This is a genomic window from Chroococcidiopsis sp. TS-821 (genome assembly GCF_002939305.1).
GTDB lineage: Bacteria > Cyanobacteriota > Cyanobacteriia > Cyanobacteriales > Chroococcidiopsidaceae > Chroogloeocystis.
Map to the genome: position 1 here is coordinate 79,783 of NZ_MVDI01000012.1, position 19,044 is coordinate 98,826.

Sequence of the window (19,044 nt, forward strand, 5' to 3'; positions counted from 1 at the left end):
TAAATTTTAGATTTACTATTGGCTATGCGGTTACGGTGGTTTTAGCTAGTCGCGTTTTCTCAGTTAACTGCTGCAAGGCGGGTGATATTTCTACAGGTAAAGATATCGGGTTATCTAGTCGCCGGACGGTGTCGGGTAGACTCGCAACTGAACGAGTCGTGCGATCGCGAATTTGGGCGAGTGTCTCTGGCGGTTGTAGGCGTTTGCCTTGCTGCATGACAAGTTGTAATAATGGTTGCGCGTCTGTTTCTGTCATCAAACCTAAAGCGTCTTTGATAACTCTATTTCCCGCATACCTTCGAAAAACTTGTTTGCGTCCTGGATACGTTGCTTTCCCACTCGATTGTTTCATCACTGGAATGCCTTCAATTTCTACGATCTTGTAGACACCGTTGACAGGCGTCCCTGTAACGAGGCGCGTTCCCAAGCCATAGCCATCAATTTCTGCCTTATTTGCTTTGAGTCGGGCAATTTCCCACTCGTCGAGATCGCCACTAGCAAAAATCTTGACTCCTGGCAAAAGCGATCGCACTTGTTGCGACAGCGTGGCTAAGTCTCCCGAATCTAATCGCACTCCTGCAAGTTGCATTTCTCCTGCTTGCACTTTTTTGGCTAAACGTTGTGCTGCTGCTACGGTGTCGTAGGTGTCAATTAGTAACGGTGCGCCTGGAAAATAACGGTGAAATGCAGTAAACGCTTGGTCTTCTGTACCTTCCATCGCGGCGATCGCCATCACCAAAGAATGCGCCATTGTCCCACTCGGCTGACTTCCCAGGTGCAATGCGGCTAGCACATTCGAGGTAGAATCTAAACCAGCGGCTAGTGCTGCACGCGCTGCCCAGAGTGAAGATTGCGGACTAAAAGCGCGTCGCGTCCCAAATTCTAAAAGTGTTGCGGACGGTCCAGCGATATCGCGGATGCGTGCGGCGCGGGTGGCGACTAATGTTTGAAAATTGAGTGTATTAAGTAAATAGGTTTCTACTAGCTGCGCTTGCCACAAAGGGGCTTCGACTCGTAAAAGTGGTTCATTGGCAAAAATGGCGGTTCCTTCAGGTACTGCCCACACATCGCCAGTAAAGTGTCCTGATTCTAGCAGCGTCCAAAAGCTTTCTGGCGCGTGGGTAAAAATGTTCGTTGCTTTTAAAGCTGATATCTGCGTTGGCGTAAAATGCAAATTTTCGAGATACTCTAATGCTTGGGCTAATCCCATTGCGATTAAGTAACCAAAATCGTCTGGTAGGCGGCGCGTAAATAGTTCAAAACTCGCCCATTTTTGCTCTAACCCTTCACCCGTATAGCAAGCCGCCATTGTCAGCTGATAAAGGTCTGTCAGCAGACTATAATCTTCTGAAGTAAGTGTCAGTTCCTGCGTTGATACCCAATCGAGGGAAGGTGCCATCACACAGCAATTCAGGTAGTTTGTTTAATTATAGTATAATTCACCAAAATATTGCCAAGCAAGCTGCGATTATTTTCCAGCAAATCAGAGTTTTGGCAGATATTGAGGGAGAGATTACACAAACTACATACTTATTTATGTTTATTTGTAGTCAAATTTACTATATTTAGTTGTATTGAGCTTTGTAGATACCGAGCTCAAACTTCTTTAGCATCCTCTGATCCCTGAGTGCTGATTCCTAATAAAGTATTGCAAACATAAACGAATAAGCATTACAAATGTGCGCGAAGAATTAAGCACGTATCATAATAAAAGCAGAAGGGGATTAAACTACATGCATTCAGAATTGAATTCATCATAATCATCATTAGGAGAAATATCCTATGAATATTTATCGCATGATTGACAGCATGACTCGATATATTTCTGAAGCTGTTACGCGGATTTTTGGACCGAGTGATGATGCCTATCCAGCAACAGGAGTACAGCCGTTCACAGGAGAACCTTTCAAACCTCAACGGAATGCTGATTGGTAGGTAGTATGACAAATTAATCAAATACTATATTATTAGCAATCAAGCAGGTGGTAGATGTCATTCTCCATCTGCTTTTGTTTCAATGGGCAATCGATAAATTGACGATCTAGATTTTCTACATTTCTACCTGAATATTAGGCGAATAAATTCGCCGCTAAATAAACAAAATATCACTTTAAGTATGCCTGCGCACACTTTGTTTGGATAACCCCGAAGAAATTCGCAGGGCTAAAATAATCTTTAGCTATCCTGACCCCTGACTCTATCCATGCAATTAAACACTTGCCATGCCCTCAAAGAATGGGCGGTAGCAGTTGCAGCGCTAGAACAAGCGAAAACAATTATGCTGCTACGCAAAGGTGGAATTCACGAACAAGGCGGGCGCTTTCGCGTTGCTTGCGACCAAGTTTTGCTTTATCCTACTTACGAGCATCAGCAACCTGGGTTGTTGAAACCGGAATATGCTAATGCTGTCACTCCTGTTGCTTCTGGTTGGCATCCGGAAACTGTGCGTATTGGCAGTTGGGCAGAAATTACGGATATTTTACCTGTGAGCGATCCGCAAGTAGTAGAAGCGTTGTTGCCATTTCATATCTGGAACGACAAGTTTATCAGCGATCGCTTGAAATGGAAATCGCGTCAGCCGCTTTATATTTTGCTGTTACGAACTTACTCTCTTCCCCAAGTGCATCACATTCCTTATCGTGCAGAATACGGTGGTTGTAAGTCTTGGATTGATTTAGCACAAACAATTTCTCTAGAAAACTCCCAACCCGTATTATCCGACGCTGCGTATGCTCAAATCGTGGCAGAAGTTCGCTATAAGATTGGTCATGTCTTACAGGGAGTAAGTGATGAGTGATAAGTTAATCCTAATTACGTAATTCCCATTTATTCTCTTCTACTCCCTCTACTGTCCTCCAGGTAGTTGCTTCATGACAAAACCTGACTACAAGGCGATCCCCAGCACCTAGCTACGGTGCCAGATAGGAACTCTTACCCTAGATAGATATACAAAACTTAAAGAAAAAGTATCTTGACAGCAAGACATTAGTCTTGACAAACGTAAATTAGTGTGCTTAAACATTTATAAGCTTGAGGCTACATAATTCTTCAAAGTTATCAGCCTAAAGACAAGCTTTTCCTAAATGCGAATCAGTGCATTGCGTTTTGTGCCGTTATTTGAGACAAGGAGTGCCTATGCCTCGACAATTGTGCTGGCTATCGAAATCCGGTACAGATGGCGAGAAAGTTTTGTATTTACAAGCTGCACCAAATGAGCCATGGAAACCTTACACGCATTTTCCGCAGTATGCAGTACCCGATTACCGAATTCCTGGCGGTTCTAAAGGTTGGGCAACTTACCAAAAACTAATCAAGCAAGGCTGGATTTTGGTGCCTAGTGCCCGCGCTACAGAATTTGGGAAAATTGCGACGGAGGCAGAAATTTTGAAGTAGGGGTAAGGAGGGGGTGAATAGTGGCTAGTGATGAGTTTTGAGTTTTGAATTTAATACTCAACCCTGATAGTTCGCAATTCTTGAATCAAAATCCCTTTGGTGAACCTTCTCCACGCGGATCGGCAGCACCTTCTAGCATGTTATCAGAAGTGACGACGATCGCATTTGCATTTCCCCACGGCGATCGCTCTTCAATTTTATGCCCGCGACGACACAATTCAGCGATCGTGGCGTAGTCTAAGCCAAAAGGTTCGACCCGTAATTCGTCGGGTAGCCATTGGTGATGAATTCGAGGTGCAGCTACCGCAGATCCGGCATCCATGCCGTATTCTAAAACGTTGAGGATTGTTTGCAAGACTGTAGTGATGATCGTACTACCGCCAGGTGCGCCGACTGCCATGCGCAAGCGATTGTTTTCGGTGACAATTGTGGGTGTCATACTTGATAAAGGAGTTTTACGCGGGGCGATCGCATTTGCCTCTTTGCCAACTAGCCCGTAAGCATTGGGAACCCCTAGTGCAGCCGCAAAGTCGTCCATTTCGTCGTTGAGGAGAATTCCTGTGCCTGGCGTTACGACGCCAGAACCGAAGCCGTAATTAATCGTAAACGTGAGACTCACCGCGTTACGCTGCGGATCGATGACGGTTAAATGACTGGTATCTGATGATTCGTTGCCTTTAATGTAGCGCAAGAGCGTTTGGCGGTCTACAGGTTTGACTTCACTCGAACGTCGTACGCTATCCATGCGAATTTCTTGACGTCTTTGCAAGGCATAGTCGCGACTAATGAGTTGTTGCACGGGAACTTTGACAAAATCAGGATCGCCGAGATGTTCAGATCGATCTGCATACGCAATTCGCATCGCTTCTACCATCAGATGCAGTGCGTCAGGATTGCGCCATCCTAGTGATTTTAAATCAGTATTGCCGATGATATTCAACATCTGCAACAAGTGTACGCCTCCCGAAGACGGCGGCGGCATCGAACACACGCGGTAGTTGCGGAAATCGCCACAAACGGGAGTACGCCAAATCGGTTGATAGATTTTGAGGTCTGTGAGGGTAATTAAACCACCGTTTTTTGCCATATCGGAGGCGATCGCGCGGGCAATATTTCCGGTATAAAAGCTTTGCGGATTTTGGGCGACTGACTGTAATGTTTTTGCTAAATCGCGCTGTACTAATTTCTCGCCTGGCTGGTACATTTCGCCGTTGCGTGTAAATATTTGTCGCGCAGCGGGATTTGCTAAAATTACTTGTTGACGACTTTCGGCAGCATTCGTATATCTTTGCGACACCACAAAGCCATCGCGCGCGTAGCGAATCGCGGGTGCAATTAATGTCGCCCAAGGTAATTTTCCGTATTGGCGATGCACTTCGTACATTCCGGCTACGGTTCCTGGAACTGCAACAGATAAGTAACCGTCTATACTGGCGTTTGGACGTACTTTACCTTGCGCGTCTAAATACATATTTCGCGTTGCTTTTAATGGTGCGCGTTCGCGAAAATCTAATGCCTTTATTTCTTTCCCTGGCTGGTGGAGTAACAGAAAACCACCGCCACCAATTCCCGCAGAAAAGGGTTCGACGACAGAAATCGTAAAGGTTGTCGCGACAGCTGCATCGACGGCATTACCACCTTGACGTAAGATTTCTAATCCCGCTTCGCTGGCTAACGGATGTGCGGAAACAACCATCGCTTGTTTGGTGCGCAGTGGTTGGACAAAAGCTGCGATCGCTGCTTTTTCAGGTGCGATCGAGCATAGGGAAATTGCGACAAGCGTGAAGGGCTTGTATTTGGAGGTGACGGGCATTGGTGGTAAGCGGTAACTGGTAATTGGTAATTGTACTGACTTTTCTGATTAATTACCTATGACCAACTACCCAATTTTGTGTAGTTGTGAAACAGATGCATAAGGTATTGGGTGTTTTCTCCTGGTTTGCCGTTGGAAATTTGGAGATCGTCGATTTGTATGACTGGCATAATCTCTTTGTTGGTGGCGGTGATGAATGCTTCGTCACAACGATTTAAGTCGCTGTAGCTAATTGGCTGTTCGACGATCTCAAACTTGTTTTTGGCGAGTTCTAAAACAACTTCTCTGGTAATACCGTAAAGGATGTTGTCTTTTGGGGTAATGAGTTTATTGTCTTGAAATACGAATAAGTTTGTTGTTGTTCCTTCTAGGACGCGATGCTGATTTACGTATAGTGCTTCAACTGCATTCTCTTGTTTGGCTTGTTGTAATGCCATGATTGCAGAGATATAATTGAGGCTTTTTGCTCCTGGTATGAATCGCTGCGTTTGGACTGTAATAACTTTGACGCCTTGTTTGTAATAGGCTTCAGGATATTCAGTTACCGGAGTCACAATTACAATTAAGCTGGGTTCGCCAGCAGGAGTGATGAAATCGGTGGCAATACCTCCTGTAGCGATGATGCGAATGTTTGCGTCTGGAAGATGATTGCGGTTGAATGTCTCTTGCGCGATTGCCTCGATTTCTGGCGTTGACCACGGTAAATTTAAACCGATTAATTCTGCTGATTTTTGCAGTCTTTGTACGTGTTCGCGGAGTTTGAATGGAACTCCGTTGTATGTCCGCAAAAAATCAAATACGCCGTATCCTCGGACGATTGCCAAATCGTTGATTGGTAAACAAGCTTCATCAGCAGCAACATATTTCCCATTCAGATAATAGATATATGTCATTTTTCATGCGCTCAAATATTAAGAAGATTTTCTGACAAGGTAGTATACAATTGCTGCAATTTGTTGTATTATTTTTATATGATTTTCTTCATAATGGAGATATAACCCAAAATAAAATTTTTGCACAGATTCCCATTATGTAGAAAATTGTATCAGGTGCGAAGGAAAAAATCAACTGCCTATCCCCTACTTCTTCGCATTTTTCGGTGGAATTTTAGCCTGTAAAAATTCGCTCACAACTTCTTTAATATCGCGTAATTCGCCTTCGACTTGGTAGTTAAGACTGCGCATTTCATCTTCAGTAATTAAATTACCGAGTTGTTGCATTGCGGGTAGTAGCTGAGGGTATTTCTTCAACGTAGCTTGGCGGACGATTGGTGCAGCTTCGTAAGGAGGAAAATAGCGTTTATCGTCTTCTAGAATTGCTAAATCTAATCGGGCAATTTGTCCGTCGGTAGAGTTACCTGCAACCATATCGACTTGCTTATCAATTAAAGCACGGTACATTAAGCCCAAATCCATAACGCGGGGCGATCGCGCAAATTGTAAACCGTACGTTTGAGCAAGTCCAGGAAATCCATCTTCGCGCTGAATAAATTCGTAGCCAAAGCCTGCTTGCCATTGGGGAGTATATTGTGCAGCTTGCGAAATTGTTTGTAGATTATATGCTCTTGCATCTTCACCGCGAACAATAATTGCGAAGGTATTTTCAAAGCCTAAAGGGGGAGTGACTTCCAGGTCAAATTGTTCTGCATAAGACGATCGCACTTGTTGATAAACTGCTTGCGGATCGCCGATGGGTTTTTGTTTCAAAATTCCAGTAAAAGCCGTACCCGTGTATTCAACATAAGTATCAATTTGTCCAGCAAGTAATGCTTGATGACAGACAAAAGTTCCACCCAAATGTAGGCGGCGCTCGACGCTTAATCCAGTAGTATTTTCGATATGCTGAGCCAAAAGTTCACCGAGAATATTTTGTTCAGTAAAGTCTTTAGAACCAACAACAATATCACCACCGCCGCCAGTTGTTGTGCTGGGATTACAACTAGCGATCGCGAGTACCAAACTAAAAGTAACAAAGCACAGCAGAATAAATTTTTTCATATCTACCAACGCCAAAAATCTCATCAACTAAACTAGAAGTAATCTTAAATCGCCTTGCTCGCGCAATTCAGCCTCAGTAATATGGTACAAAGCAGTCCAACGCATTCTCCAACCTATCCTCCTACTGATTTACTAAGTAACGAACCGCCGTTGGAAACCTATCGCCATCTTAGACAACTTATCGTACTCCTCACTTCGCTAGAACGCTTGTGGCAAAATCGGCAAGATTTTTTTGCAGGAGGTAACTTAAGCATTTACTACAGCATTCGTCAGCTTAAATCAGAGGATGTAAGAGGACCAGATTTTTTTGTTGTTTTAAACACTGAACGTAAAGAGCGAAAAAGCTGGACAGTGTGGGAAGAGGAAGGAAAGTATCCTAACTTCATTTTGGAGATTCTTTCCGAATCTACTGCTAAAAATGACCGAGGTTTAAAAAAACAGTTGTATCAGGATGTGTTTCGCACGCCGAATTACTTCTGGTTTGACCCTTATACTTTAGAATTTGCGGGTTTCAAACTCAATTACCGTATTTATGAACCACTCATCCCGAACGATCAAGGATGGTTGTGGAGTGATGAATTGCAGTTGTATTTGGGGATTGTCGGCGAACAGTTGCGGTTTTTTACACCAGAAGGTCAATTAGTTCCAACGCCAGAGGAAGCAGAAGCAGAAGAACGAAGACGGGCTAATGCGGCGGAAGCAAAAGTAAAATTACTACAGCAAAAGTTGCGCGAATTGGGAATTGAGATTGAACAAGAGTAAAGAGTGGCTAGTGATGAGTGAAAGAGATTTAAAAACCCTTAGCTTTAGCTTGCGATCGCTTTTTTAACAGACGTCGCTCGATTAAACCGATACCCCAGTCGGCTAGAATTGCTAATATAGCGGCGGGAATCGCGCCAGCGAGAATCAGTTGATTGTTTACCATCGCGATACCGCGAAACACAAATACACCTAAGCCACCAGCGCCGATCGCAGCGGCGATTGTTGCAATCCCGATCGCAATCACGGTAGCAACGCGCACTCCGGCTAAAATAAAACTTAAGGCTAAAGGAATTTCGACTTGGAAAAGCAATTGTCGATCGGTCATTCCCATACCGCGTCCAGCTTCGCGAATTGCGGGATCGACGCTGGTAATTCCTGTGTAAGTATTGCGAATAATCGGGAGAAAAGAGTATAACGTTAAGGCAATAATTGCAGTTTGCGCTCCAATTCCGCCAATGATGGGTACAGAAATTAAAAAGCCGAACAGTGCCAAACTCGGAATCGTCTGCAAGATATTTGCAATGCCAAGAATCGGTTGTCGCCAGCGTACTTGACGCGTAATCAGAATTCCTAAAGGAATACCGATTAGAGTTGCAACGCCAACTGCAATTCCGACAATTAATAGATGTGTCCCAGTTTCTTGCAAAATTTCTGGGGCGTATCTAATCAAGAAAAATTCGTTTAAATCCATTTCCCGTTATTGCTATCTCCCTCTGAGAAGTTTGGAAATGATTCTGGGATGGCAATTCCCCGCAAACACTGCTTAAAAGCAAGCGCTTCCGATTCTTGCGAACCCAAAAACTCTTCTGGCGTACCCAAGACGACTAACCGCCCCGTATCCATTAAACCAATACGCGAAGCTAAGACAAAGGCTTCTTGAATATCGTGCGTTACGAAAACAACAGTTTTCCCCAGTTCTTGTTGCAAGCGGCGAAACTCGCTTTGAATTTCCAAGCGAGTAATTGGATCTAATGCACCGAAAGGTTCATCCATTAATAGTACTGGAGGATCGGCAGCTAAAGCACGGGCGACACCGACGCGCTGGCGTTGTCCGCCAGATAATTCGTGTGGATAGCGTTTGGCAAATTGTTCGGGTTCTAAACCGACTAAGTTTAACAATTCAAAGACCCGCGTTTTGATTTGTTTGGGTTTCCAGCCTTCTAGTGCAGGAATCAAACCAACATTGCGTTCTACCGTAAAATGCGGAAACAAGCCCGTTTCTTGAATGACGTAACCAATTTTGCGCCGTAGCTTAATTTCATCCCACTGATTCGTGGGAATTCCATCGAAGAGAACTTCGCCTTGCGTCGGCGTTAACAGCCGATTAATCAACTTCATCGTCGTTGTTTTGCCACTACCACTACGCCCTAATAAAATCAGTGCTTCACCTCGCCGAATTGAGAAATTGAGATTTGACACGATCGCGCGATGTTGTGGACTATAACTGACATCACGGAATTCAATAACCGTTTCTTGTTCCTGCAACATGGATAATTTGCACTGACTCGGTTTACGTCATTATGAAACGATTTTGCCCCCAAAAGTGTACTCAATGCGATCGCTTTACAGAATTATTTGCGATTTTGAGCCAAAAACCAGCAGCGCAGTAAACTTAAATATGCAAGGATGAGCGAATAAGTACTCCAAAACCTACCTGCAAATTCAAACCTACGGCTTGTGTCTTCTTCAATTACGAATCCGTAGGCTGAAGCCCACTGCAAATTACGAACTACGAATTACGAATTATTAATGGTACGTATTCCTACATTGTCTTTCGATCGCGGTACTTTAATTTTGCATCCTCCACCCAAAGGTAAAGCTTGGGTAGATTACGCGACTTGGGATGACAGAGTAGAAAAATTCCGCATCAAAGCGATTGACTATCGTTCGCTGGTGGAAGCCTTACAAAACGAGAACGTTAACTTTATTGATGAAGCGAAAGCGTTTGTTTCGTTGGAACTTGTTTCCAGTTTGGCGATGGAACCGTATCCGCATCAAACCGAAGCTTTAACCGCATGGAAACACGCAGGGCGTCAAGGAGTTGTCGTTTTACCTACCGCAGCGGGAAAAACGTATTTAGCACAACTAGCGATCGCTTCTACTCCGCGTAGTACGCTGATTGTCGTTCCTACTCTCGATTTAATGCATCAGTGGTACGCGCAACTCTTAGCAGCATTTCCCGATGCAGAAGTGGGGTTACTCGGTGGCGGTTCGCGAGATAAATCGCCTTTATTAGTCGCAACGTACGATAGTGCAGCAATTCATGCGGAAGCTTTGGGAAACCGCTACGCATTGTTAATTTTTGATGAATGTCATCATTTACCTACCGATTTTAATCGCGCGATCGCCGAATATGCGATCGCACCCTATCGATTAGGATTAACTGCAACGCCCGAACGCAGCGATGGAAAGCATTCGGATTTAAACTACTTGATTGGAAACGAAGTTTATCGCCAAACTGCGGCTGAACTGGCGGGAAAGGCTTTAGCCAAACACGAGGTAGTACAAATCAAGGTGCAACTATCGCAACACGAACGCGATCGCTACAACGAATTAATTCGGTTACGCAATGCCTTTTTACAGCAAGCAAATATCAAGTTAGGGAACTTAAAAGGTTGGCAATTGTTTGTGCAAGCCAGCGCGCGTTCCACAGCGGGACGTCAAGCCATGTTAGCGCACCGCGAAGCGAAGGCGATCGCCTTGGGTACGGATGGTAAGTTACGCGTCTTGAGTAATTTACTTGCACAACATTATCCCGAACGCACGTTAATTTTTACCGCAGATAACGCAACGGTGTATCGCATTTCGCAAGAGTTTTTGATTCCAGCGATTACGCATCAAACTCCGATTAAGGAACGTCATGACATTCTCACGCGGTTTCGCGCAGGCGAATATCGCGCTTTAGTGGCTTCGCACGTTTTAAATGAAGGGGTGGATGTTCCCGCAGCGAGTGTGGCGATTATTCTTTCGGGTACGGGTTCGGCGCGCGAGTATATCCAACGCTTAGGGCGTGTCTTGCGGCGCGGTACAGAGGGAGAGAAGTTGGCTGTGTTATATGAGGTGGTGGCGGAGGATACTTCAGAGGAGGGAACTTCGGTGAGAAGAAGGGGTTTGGAGAACGAACCACAGAGACACAGAGGGCGCAGAGGAGAAGAAAAGGGAGGTTTGTTGGCGGCGGAATCTTCTGGTTTATATAAAGTTGATGTTGATAATGATGAGTAGGGTGGATAAATGTTGTTTATACCACCAATTACCGATTACCAGTTACCTACTTTAAAATGTTACCGACTGATTTACTCACGCATCGATTGAATGGCGAATCAATTGTTCCGAAGCAATTAGCGATTGACGATCGGAATTTAGAATTAGCAGCAGAGTTGATTGCTTGTTTCCAAGAATCAATTGGTAACTCTCAAGGCGAATTAAATGAAAAATTGCAATATTTTGAGGGTGATAGTCCTGATTATCGCATTAAGCGTGGATTAGCGCATTTATTGAAAGGTTTGTGTGAATTTGAAGTTGTTAGCCCCTTAGAACCTCAAGTTTTGCGCGAACGAGTCTTTAAGGTTGCGGCGCAAACAGTTCCTAGTACTTTTAATAGTCAACAAACTCTTAATAAGTTGGCATTACAACTCACGCAAGAGTTAAAACGGGAAGTTATTGCTGAGGAAATTCGTGTAGGATTGTATGCTGATTTAGCTGAAAATCGAATTCTAACTTCTTTTGATGCGCCTACGCCAGAGGAATTATTACATCGATATAACTTGTCTCAAGTGCAGGGAATTTTTTATAAGGCGAGTCATTTAACTATTAATGCACATCGCAATGTTCCTGGTCAATATAAGTTGTTATTTCGTTACTTGAAGTTATTTCAGTTAATGGCTTATATTGAAGGCGACGCGGAACACGGATTTACAATTACAATTGATGGACCTGCGAGTTTATTTAGTCCGAGTACGCGCTATGGACTAGCGATCGCTAAACTCATTCCCGCACTCTTACACGTTACTAAATGGAGTCTCAGCGCCACACTACAATTTCGTGACTTTTATACAAATAACTGGAAAACAGGTCGTTTTAGTCTCGATTCTGAATGCGGTTTAGTATCGCACTATCCACCAGGTAAAACATACGATAGTATGCTCGAAGCTTCCTTTGTAAATCGCTGGGAAGCATTAAACACAAATTGGGTTCTAGAACGCGAAGTTGATTTAATTCCAATTCCTGGTAGCGTCATGATTCCCGACTTTCGCTTGGTACATCCCGATGGCAGAATATTCTTATTAGAAATTGTCGGTTATTGGCGACCTGAATATTTACAAAAGAAGTTCTCTCAAGTGCGTAGAGCGAATTGCGATAATTTAATCTTAGCAATCTCTGAACGCTTAAATTTAGAAAAAGCTGGAGTAAAACTAAACGATTGCCCTGCAAGAATTGTGTGGTTTAAAGATAAATTACAACCCAAATCTGTATTATCTTTACTAGAATAATTCATTCAATACTGATGCAATTTGAAGGCACTATTTTTGAATTTCTTGACTTCAGATTTTGCACTTTCTCTCATTGCCTCAATAATCAATATTCCGTTAAAATGGAATAAAAAAATCTTACCAAGCTAGTCGGATTTATCCGACTTAAGCTATCAGCCAAGAAATTAATTTCTTGGCGGTATGGTAATTTATACTAATTTGCTAATTATAAATCAGAAAGAAGCCGCAATCACTGTTTCATATATAAAAGCAATCTAACAAGCAGAATTAAAAGATATAAACCTTTCTCGCAGCGCTCTGAAACATCACATAAATGAAATACGACTAAGCCACCTTGACTAGCATATTATGTTCTTTTGAGTCATTAACCGAGCGAACAAGACTTATAAAAGAAGCTCCATCTTGGTAAGTTACATGAAATTTATTAGGTCTTTTTTTCAAGAATTTAACAGGGTACTTTTCTAATTTAAGTTCTTTCAAAACTGAGGACAAACTTTTACCATAAATACGGCAAAAGTGACTACCTACAACACAGACTGAAACGCTTGCCGTTTTTTTTTGGGCACACAAATCTGCTACCAAAGTAACTAGGCTATTTTCTAATTCTTCTTCAGTAAAAGTCACTTGCTTAGTTTTAGATTTAGATAACTTAGGTTGTTCAATGACTTGATGATTTAGAGCGTCGATATGTTCTTGCAATTTCTGGTCAACGCGATCGCAGCGTTGATTGACAAGCTGCATTACTTCTTCCACGCGATCGCTTATCAAATTGTTTTGAATTTGGAGTTTGTTAATCGCACATTGAGAGTCTTGTAAAGCTTCAACACCACTTTTTTCTGCCTGTTGTGTTTTTTTAATCACTATTAATAATGCAGTAAAAGCAGACATTAAACCGATATCTTTGGGTTTAGCGATCGCAGTGTGAGCAATACCGACGGTACAAACTATTGTAAGCGCAACATTGATTAGTTTCTGTTGGCTAATATGCGTAAAAGTTATTGTATAAATTTTCCTTTAAAGTTTAAAACTAGTTGATTGGTCTTTTTTGTAACGTACAGGAATTTATATTCAATCAACTCGATACGATATTACTGCCAATACCCTAAATGAACCAACGCAGATTCAATAGTATTAACTTTCTCAACTAATGCAGTCCAACTTTTTGCTTTAATGCCGTAGATTTTTGCAAAGTGATTTTTAGCCGCCTTGAATCCACCAAGTTCGCGCTTCATGACAGCGATCGTCCAAGTTTTTCGTTTGGCTGATAGTGTAGGTTGATTAAAGGTATCCAGTTGCTCTAATATGCGCTCATGAGCCTGAACGAGTTCTGATGTAGCTCCTAAAATTTCAGAAGTTGTTCGACGAGAACGCGCTACGTTATTTCGTATCCGTTGTGCAAGACTCATGAATTTTCCTCCGTCAGCCATTGAATTATTTGCTGTAGTTCTAGCCGTAATTTTGGTCTTAGCCGCCGCGAAAACCGAGTTAACTTTTCACCACCAACCTTAATCAGCAACTCCTGTTGCTCCACTTCCTCAGCAATCATGAGCATTTCTTTATCTTGTTGTGCTTTTTGCTGAATCAGGTTAGCAATTTCTTGTTTTAATCCTTCAATCCAACACTTTTGTCTGTAAATTTCCTTACTTAATTCTGCGTTCCTCGTTTCAGTTTCTGCTGCTAAATCAATGGCTGCTTCAACATCATCTTTTAATTTTTTATTAGTTGAATTTGCTTCTGCTAGCTGAACCTCAAGTTGATTGACTTTAGCTTTATAAAAATTTGAGACTTTTTGAAGCTTATTATTTGTGTTTATGTATTCCACATCATTAACCGAAGGCTGCTGTAGTGATTTAATGACTTTATGTGCTGTACCGTTAGGAATAATTGCGCTATCTCTATGTCCTGGAATGGGAACGCTGGAATGTCCTTTTTTACAGGCTTTTAGTTGTTCTTTGCCTGCTGGTACAACTTCCCAACCATTGTTTATAGCAATTGCGACAATTTCTTTGCGAGTTACATTTCTACATATCTCACCTGTACGTCTACAAGATCTCTGTAGTGTCTCTTGTCGCCCCATGTATTTTCATCAATAAAGTTTTGACATAAAAGGTGGTTTCTTTCAAATTCAGACTATTGTTTAGATAGGTAAGTCTATGAGATTATTTATGATGACTCAATATGGATTTCGAGAACTTTAAAATAACAGAAACATTATGTAGCGCGAGGTTGTATGTTCTGTCATACTTAATAAAATGGAAACTTCCGTATCTCTAATATCCATATTGAGACAACTATAAACTATTTAATTGAAAGTTGGTTGTTGGGAAACTTCCTTATTTGAAAAGAGTGCTTTCAACTTCGTCTTAGCACTTCGATCTAAATAAAACATCTTATTAACAAATCCTTGTACTCCTTCTTTTGTACTGTTCAACTCTTGCTGAGTTTTTTGTAACTCTTCTTCAGTAGAAGATAATTGTTGCCGAAGTTGACTTAGCTCAATTTGAGCTTGCTGTTCTTGTTGCTGAGCTTGCTGTAATTTAGCATCAAAATAAGACTGGATTTGAAGTTTATGTTGATGAGATTGTGCTAGTTGTTGTTGAGTTTGTTGTAATTGTTCTTGAGTAAAAGATAGTTGTTGCTGAAGTTGATTAAGCTCAATTTTAAGCTGTTCTTCAATTGAAACAGGTTTTTGTTCACTTACTTGTGACTTGATTGAATCTGGTTGTGACGATCCTTCTTGAGGAAGTTCACCATCTACTAATTGTAGTCGTCCTTGTGTCCAGTATTGATAAACAATAGTTGTACCAGCTGCGAGTACTCCAGAAATAGCGACACCATTAATTAGGTAGGTTAAAGTATCCTGAATCAGTTGATATTGCATTTTTCAATTCCTTTAATAGAATCTACTTTATTCTTGCCGATGGGAATTAATTAGCTTATTGAAAAATATTATAATTTTTGAAGTAGAATCAATTCCGTTCGATAGTTTCATCTTAGGAACTAGAACTTTGAACTACCACAGTGTAATTACTAATTAAAATTTAAAAGAAGAATAAAGTATAATTGCTATTTTTAAACGAACTTTATCAAGTTTTAAAGCATAGCAAAAGTACTATTATGAATTTTATGCGAAGTAGAGATCTAACTGTGTTGTGGTAACAGTAATCTTACGGAAGTATATTTTGCGTGCGATCGCATTTACAATACTGCACTAATTAGCCGCCTGTTGCGCTTCCGAATAAGTGACTTCCTGAAACTGCAACACGTCTTGACGCGGATCGACGTAGCTGACTTTTACTGATACCTGTTCGCCTATTTTAACGCCACGTTTGAAAACCATTGGTAACTGCAATCCCAAGTCTTCAATCAAAATCAGTGCCAAACGGCTATCTTCGCGCAGCCACATCAGTACCAATGCTTGCCAAACTTGATTAGGATGACGACGTAGATATTCTAATCCCCAATAGCGGTTAGTTTGTCGTTCGACCAATGTCGCTTCTTGGGTTGCGGTCGATACACTTAACATGAGTTCTTGAATTTGTTCGCTAGAAAAAGGAGGCGTTTCACCGCGTAAGTGGGCTTTTAGTTGAAAATGCGTGAGGAGATCTGTGTAGCGACGAATTGGCGAAGTCGCTTGCGTATAAGTTGCTAATCCTAAGCCGGCGTGACGCGTGGGTGTAATACTCATCTCGCTTTTAGGCATACAGCGGCGCATTGCACAAGCGCGCGCGAAGCCTGCGGGTAATTGCATTAACTCTTCATCTGAAGGTAATTCGGGTTGTGGTTGACCGCGAAATGGCAACGCAATTTTATGAACTTGCGCGTAATGTCCTGCAACTTCGCCTGCTAAGATCATCATCTCGGCGACCAACTGGCGCGCTGGAGAATCATTTAAGACCTTGATCGTAATCTCGTCGTCTTGAACTTTGATAATAGCTTCGGGTAAGTTAATGCTAATTGCGCCTTGCGATTGCCGCCACTGTTGACGACGTTGGGCTAAGCGCGCGATCGCGGCAATTTCCGGTTCTGCTTCTACCCCCAATTCCAACATTTCGTCTACATCTTCGTACGTTAGACGATACGTCGGTTTAATCAAACTTGGATGAATACTGTACTCTTGTACAGCGCCTGATTCATCTAAAACAACACCAAAACTTAAAGCACAGCAAACTTTTCCCTGCAACAAACTCATTGGTCCTGTTGCTAATATTGAGGGAAACATCGGGATCATTCCCGTTGGCAAATACACTGTTGTCCCCCGCCGCCGTGCGTCTAAATCAAGTTCATCTTCTGGCAATAACCAGCGCGTCGGATCGGCAATATGAATCCACACCTTTTGACGTCGATCGGGTAGCAATTCCCAACTGATGCCGTCATCAATTTCGCTCGTACTTTGGTCGTCAATTGTGTAAACTTTATGATGAGTTAAATCGAGGCGCTGATCGACATCAGGTGGTGGAGAATCCATACGCTGTTGAGCCACTTCTAACACCTTGGTAGGGAACTGAACCGCAATTTGGCTGCGCCTTAGAAATAAATTTTCGTGAACACTCCAGATCCCCAAATCTACGAGTAGCTGAAAAGCTGCTTGCGGCGTAGCGGCACGTCCCAAAGTATTCATGGTTTCTACCACAGAAGCTGGTGGGGCATAAGTACGCGCTAGCGAGTCTGGAGTTACCCCGGAACGCACGCCTTCTGCTAGTAGTGTCGCATACTTTTCTAACATCTCGATGCGTTGGCGATCTTGGCGACTCCATTCCACTGTTTCACCTTTGATCGCTTGCGCAACGCGTGCGAGAAATTCTTGTTGTTCGCGTTGGCGGTTGACTTCGACTTCGATTTGGTGTTTTCGTTCAGCGACTTGCGCTGCGCTTCGTGGTTCGTAGCTGTCGCCCTTTTGCTTAAAGTAGAGCTTATCATCTGAAAGCAAGCAGTGGGCAGCATAACACTGTGGCGGATTTTGTTCAGCGAATAACAGTGTCGCCATTTGTGCAGGATTGACGGTTTCACCGCTTTCTACAAGCAATTCCCAGGCGACTTCTAAGCTTGCAGGATCGAGGTATGTCTGTACTTCTGCCAAAAACTGGGGAATTTCTCCTGGTTGGAAGGTTTGACCGGAAACTTGATAGGTAATTTGTCGCGGCGCTAGACTATGCGTTGAGCCGCGTTCGTCTACAGCAATCCAGCGTGATTTGCCATCAGGACGATCGACAACTCCAAGTCGGCGATCGCCTTGTACCCTAAATTCGACTAGCGTTCCCTTTTCCACTACCAGCGCACTCAGCAGTTAAGTTTATGTTCAATCAAGTTTTACAAGCGGGGTTTAGGGCAAGTTACTAAAAGACAACTGAAGTTCTCGCTCCTCGCCCCAACGCTGCGCTTTGCCTTCAGCTGATGCTCCTATTTATCCCTCTTGATTAATAAAAGGCAGCATTGCTAAGATACGCGCCCGCTTGATTGCTACTGTGAGATCGCGTTGTTGCTTAGCAGTTAATCCTGTAATGCGGCGTGGCAAAATTTTACCGCGTTCGGTAATAAACTTGCGCAGCAATTCGATATCTTTGTAGTCAATGGGATCTTGCGGTTTAATCGGTGACAAACGACGACGAAAGTAACTCATTTTTACTTAATTTCCTTGTGAACGGTGTGGCGGTTGCAGTTTGGGCAAAACTTCTTCAGTTCTAATCTTGCAGTTGTGTTGCGACGGTTTTTCATTGTGGTATAGCGCGAAACTCCAGGCGATCGCTTGTCTGGGTTAGTGCGACATTCTGTGCATTCTAGTGTCACAGTAATCCGGACACCCTTATTCTTAGCCATATTGACACTTACTCAAGTTTAAACAAAATTAAACACAATCTATTATTTTAGAATACGCTGCCAAGCTTGGGCAAGAAAACGTTTCATTTTGATGTCGAGTGAATAGCCGCGCAGCGAACTAGCAACAATTGTACGGGCAACTCGGTCATGTCCGGCGAGCGATCGCGTGTTATCGACAAACGCCATACCGCAGTCGATTGCTAACGGTAGCAGTAGTAATATATTACCGGCACTCGTGAAGAAATTATTAAAGGCGATCGCGGCAAGCATCGCACCCAATCCCACAATACTTTCGCGGAGCACTAAGGCTTGTAAACTTGGAACTTTACCCAACTCTACATCGAGTACCTTCATGTCCAACGCCCAGCGCCCAAGACTTTGTCCGTGATTTCGAGCCACAACAAAAACCCGCGTACCGTACCATGCTAATAAAAACACAATAGCCTGCGCCCAAGAAAAGCGATCGCGTCCGCCCAATAAAGAGCTTAGTAGCCAAACGCCTAAAAAATCGATTGCAAAAGCTACAGCGCGTCTTCCCATTTGCACCCGAGGAAAGCGGGTATAGTCTGGCGAAGTCTTCATAGCAAAAAATTGTGACTGGCTACTTTCATATCCTATGCTGATAGCCGTCGCATTGTAGCCATTGAATTGTTCAATTTTACTTTAAACCAAGAGCATTTAATTATATAACTATGATAAGTAAAGCAATGCTGAACCTACAGCAAATATTTACTTACCAAAAAAGCAATTAGTACGTGAATAACGATGCCTA

The 19,044-nt window shown here is 42.8% G+C and carries 20 protein-coding genes; 6 read left to right on the forward strand and 14 right to left on the reverse strand.

Annotated features, from left to right (window positions below; genetic code table 11):
• Positions 1-22: 22 nt before the first annotated feature.
• Positions 23-1,399, reverse strand: coding sequence for a nicotinate phosphoribosyltransferase (locus tag B1A85_RS20920; RefSeq protein ID WP_104548659.1), 1,377 nt, complete (start codon positions 1,397-1,399; stop codon positions 23-25).
• 383 nt (positions 1,400-1,782) lie between these two features.
• On the opposite strand from B1A85_RS20920, the gene B1A85_RS24080 reads away from it, so the two are divergent.
• The 3 genes from B1A85_RS24080 (at position 1,783) to B1A85_RS20930 (ending at position 3,393) form a co-directional block, all read left to right on the forward strand.
• Positions 1,783-1,935 (forward strand): hypothetical protein, encoded by a 153-nt coding sequence (locus B1A85_RS24080; RefSeq protein ID WP_168192451.1) that lies wholly within the window; start codon positions 1,783-1,785, stop codon positions 1,933-1,935.
• 268 nt (positions 1,936-2,203) lie between these two features.
• A complete protein-coding gene (locus B1A85_RS20925) occupies positions 2,204-2,797 on the forward strand; it encodes a DUF1802 family protein (RefSeq protein ID WP_104548660.1) in 594 nt (197 codons plus the stop codon).
• A gap of 338 nt (positions 2,798-3,135) precedes the next feature.
• Positions 3,136-3,393, forward strand: coding sequence for a hypothetical protein (locus tag B1A85_RS20930; RefSeq protein ID WP_015189157.1), 258 nt, complete (start codon positions 3,136-3,138; stop codon positions 3,391-3,393).
• A gap of 85 nt (positions 3,394-3,478) precedes the next feature.
• Here B1A85_RS20930 and ggt read toward each other — a convergent pair whose 3' ends face one another.
• The 3 genes from ggt to B1A85_RS20945 all read right to left on the reverse strand — a co-directional run bounded on the left by ggt (position 3,479) and on the right by B1A85_RS20945 (position 7,203).
• Positions 3,479-5,206, reverse strand: a complete 1,728-nt coding sequence (gene ggt, locus B1A85_RS20935) for a gamma-glutamyltransferase (RefSeq protein ID WP_104548661.1) — start codon at positions 5,204-5,206, stop codon at positions 3,479-3,481.
• Positions 5,207-5,262: 56 nt separating this feature from the next.
• Positions 5,263-6,099, reverse strand: coding sequence for an aminotransferase class IV (locus tag B1A85_RS20940; protein WP_104548662.1), 837 nt, complete (start codon positions 6,097-6,099; stop codon positions 5,263-5,265).
• 186 nt (positions 6,100-6,285) lie between these two features.
• A complete protein-coding gene (locus B1A85_RS20945; protein WP_104548700.1) occupies positions 6,286-7,203 on the reverse strand; it encodes a glycine betaine ABC transporter substrate-binding protein in 918 nt (305 codons plus the stop codon).
• 81 nt (positions 7,204-7,284) lie between these two features.
• Here B1A85_RS20945 and B1A85_RS20950 point away from each other — a divergent pair, with 81 nt between their 5' ends.
• Positions 7,285-7,965 carry a Uma2 family endonuclease gene (locus B1A85_RS20950; RefSeq protein WP_104548663.1) on the forward strand — a complete coding sequence of 227 codons (681 nt, stop codon included), beginning with the start codon at positions 7,285-7,287 and terminating at the stop codon, positions 7,963-7,965.
• Between the two features lie 28 nt (positions 7,966-7,993).
• Here the strand turns inward: B1A85_RS20950 and B1A85_RS20955 are convergent, their stop codons facing one another.
• On the reverse strand, positions 7,994-8,656 hold the full coding sequence (locus B1A85_RS20955; protein ID WP_104548664.1) for an ABC transporter permease: 663 nt from the start codon (positions 8,654-8,656) through the stop codon (positions 7,994-7,996).
• The gene (locus tag B1A85_RS20960; RefSeq protein WP_104548665.1) at positions 8,647-9,453 is read right to left on the reverse strand and encodes an ATP-binding cassette domain-containing protein; all 807 of its coding nucleotides are present in this window, start codon (positions 9,451-9,453) and stop codon (positions 8,647-8,649) included. Before B1A85_RS20960 ends, B1A85_RS20955 begins: the two co-directional genes overlap by 10 nt.
• 261 nt (positions 9,454-9,714) lie before the next feature.
• On the opposite strand from B1A85_RS20960, the gene B1A85_RS20965 reads away from it, so the two are divergent.
• Both B1A85_RS20965 and B1A85_RS20970 read left to right on the forward strand, forming a co-directional pair.
• Positions 9,715-11,187 (forward strand): DEAD/DEAH box helicase, encoded by a 1,473-nt coding sequence (locus tag B1A85_RS20965; protein ID WP_104548666.1) that lies wholly within the window; start codon positions 9,715-9,717, stop codon positions 11,185-11,187.
• 56 nt (positions 11,188-11,243) lie between these two features.
• On the forward strand, positions 11,244-12,455 hold the full coding sequence (locus B1A85_RS20970; protein WP_104548667.1) for a DUF790 family protein: 1,212 nt from the start codon (positions 11,244-11,246) through the stop codon (positions 12,453-12,455).
• Positions 12,456-12,779: 324 nt separating this feature from the next.
• Here B1A85_RS20970 and B1A85_RS20975 read toward each other — a convergent pair whose 3' ends face one another.
• The 8 genes from B1A85_RS20975 to B1A85_RS21010 form a co-directional block, all read right to left on the reverse strand.
• Positions 12,780-13,343, reverse strand: coding sequence for a hypothetical protein (locus B1A85_RS20975; protein ID WP_104548668.1), 564 nt, complete (start codon positions 13,341-13,343; stop codon positions 12,780-12,782).
• Positions 13,344-13,543: 200 nt separating this feature from the next.
• On the reverse strand, positions 13,544-13,861 hold the full coding sequence (locus tag B1A85_RS20980; RefSeq protein WP_104548669.1) for a hypothetical protein: 318 nt from the start codon (positions 13,859-13,861) through the stop codon (positions 13,544-13,546).
• Positions 13,858-14,532: a hypothetical protein gene (locus B1A85_RS20985; RefSeq protein WP_104548670.1), complete on the reverse strand. Its 675-nt coding sequence runs from the start codon at positions 14,530-14,532 to the stop codon at positions 13,858-13,860. Before B1A85_RS20985 ends, B1A85_RS20980 begins: the two co-directional genes overlap by 4 nt.
• A gap of 225 nt (positions 14,533-14,757) precedes the next feature.
• Positions 14,758-15,336 (reverse strand): hypothetical protein, encoded by a 579-nt coding sequence (locus B1A85_RS20990; protein ID WP_104548671.1) that lies wholly within the window; start codon positions 15,334-15,336, stop codon positions 14,758-14,760.
• Between the two features lie 330 nt (positions 15,337-15,666).
• Complete coding sequence (locus tag B1A85_RS20995) at positions 15,667-17,724, reverse strand: ribonuclease catalytic domain-containing protein (protein ID WP_104548672.1); 2,058 nt, start codon at positions 17,722-17,724, stop codon at positions 15,667-15,669.
• Between the two features lie 135 nt (positions 17,725-17,859).
• Positions 17,860-18,075: a 30S ribosomal protein S18 gene (gene rpsR, locus B1A85_RS21000; RefSeq protein WP_015189143.1), complete on the reverse strand. Its 216-nt coding sequence runs from the start codon at positions 18,073-18,075 to the stop codon at positions 17,860-17,862.
• A gap of 2 nt (positions 18,076-18,077) precedes the next feature.
• A complete protein-coding gene (gene rpmG / locus B1A85_RS21005; RefSeq protein ID WP_104548673.1) occupies positions 18,078-18,272 on the reverse strand; it encodes a 50S ribosomal protein L33 in 195 nt (64 codons plus the stop codon).
• A gap of 42 nt (positions 18,273-18,314) precedes the next feature.
• Positions 18,315-18,854 (reverse strand): RDD family protein, encoded by a 540-nt coding sequence (locus tag B1A85_RS21010; protein ID WP_104548674.1) that lies wholly within the window; start codon positions 18,852-18,854, stop codon positions 18,315-18,317.
• Positions 18,855-19,044 lie beyond the last annotated feature (190 nt).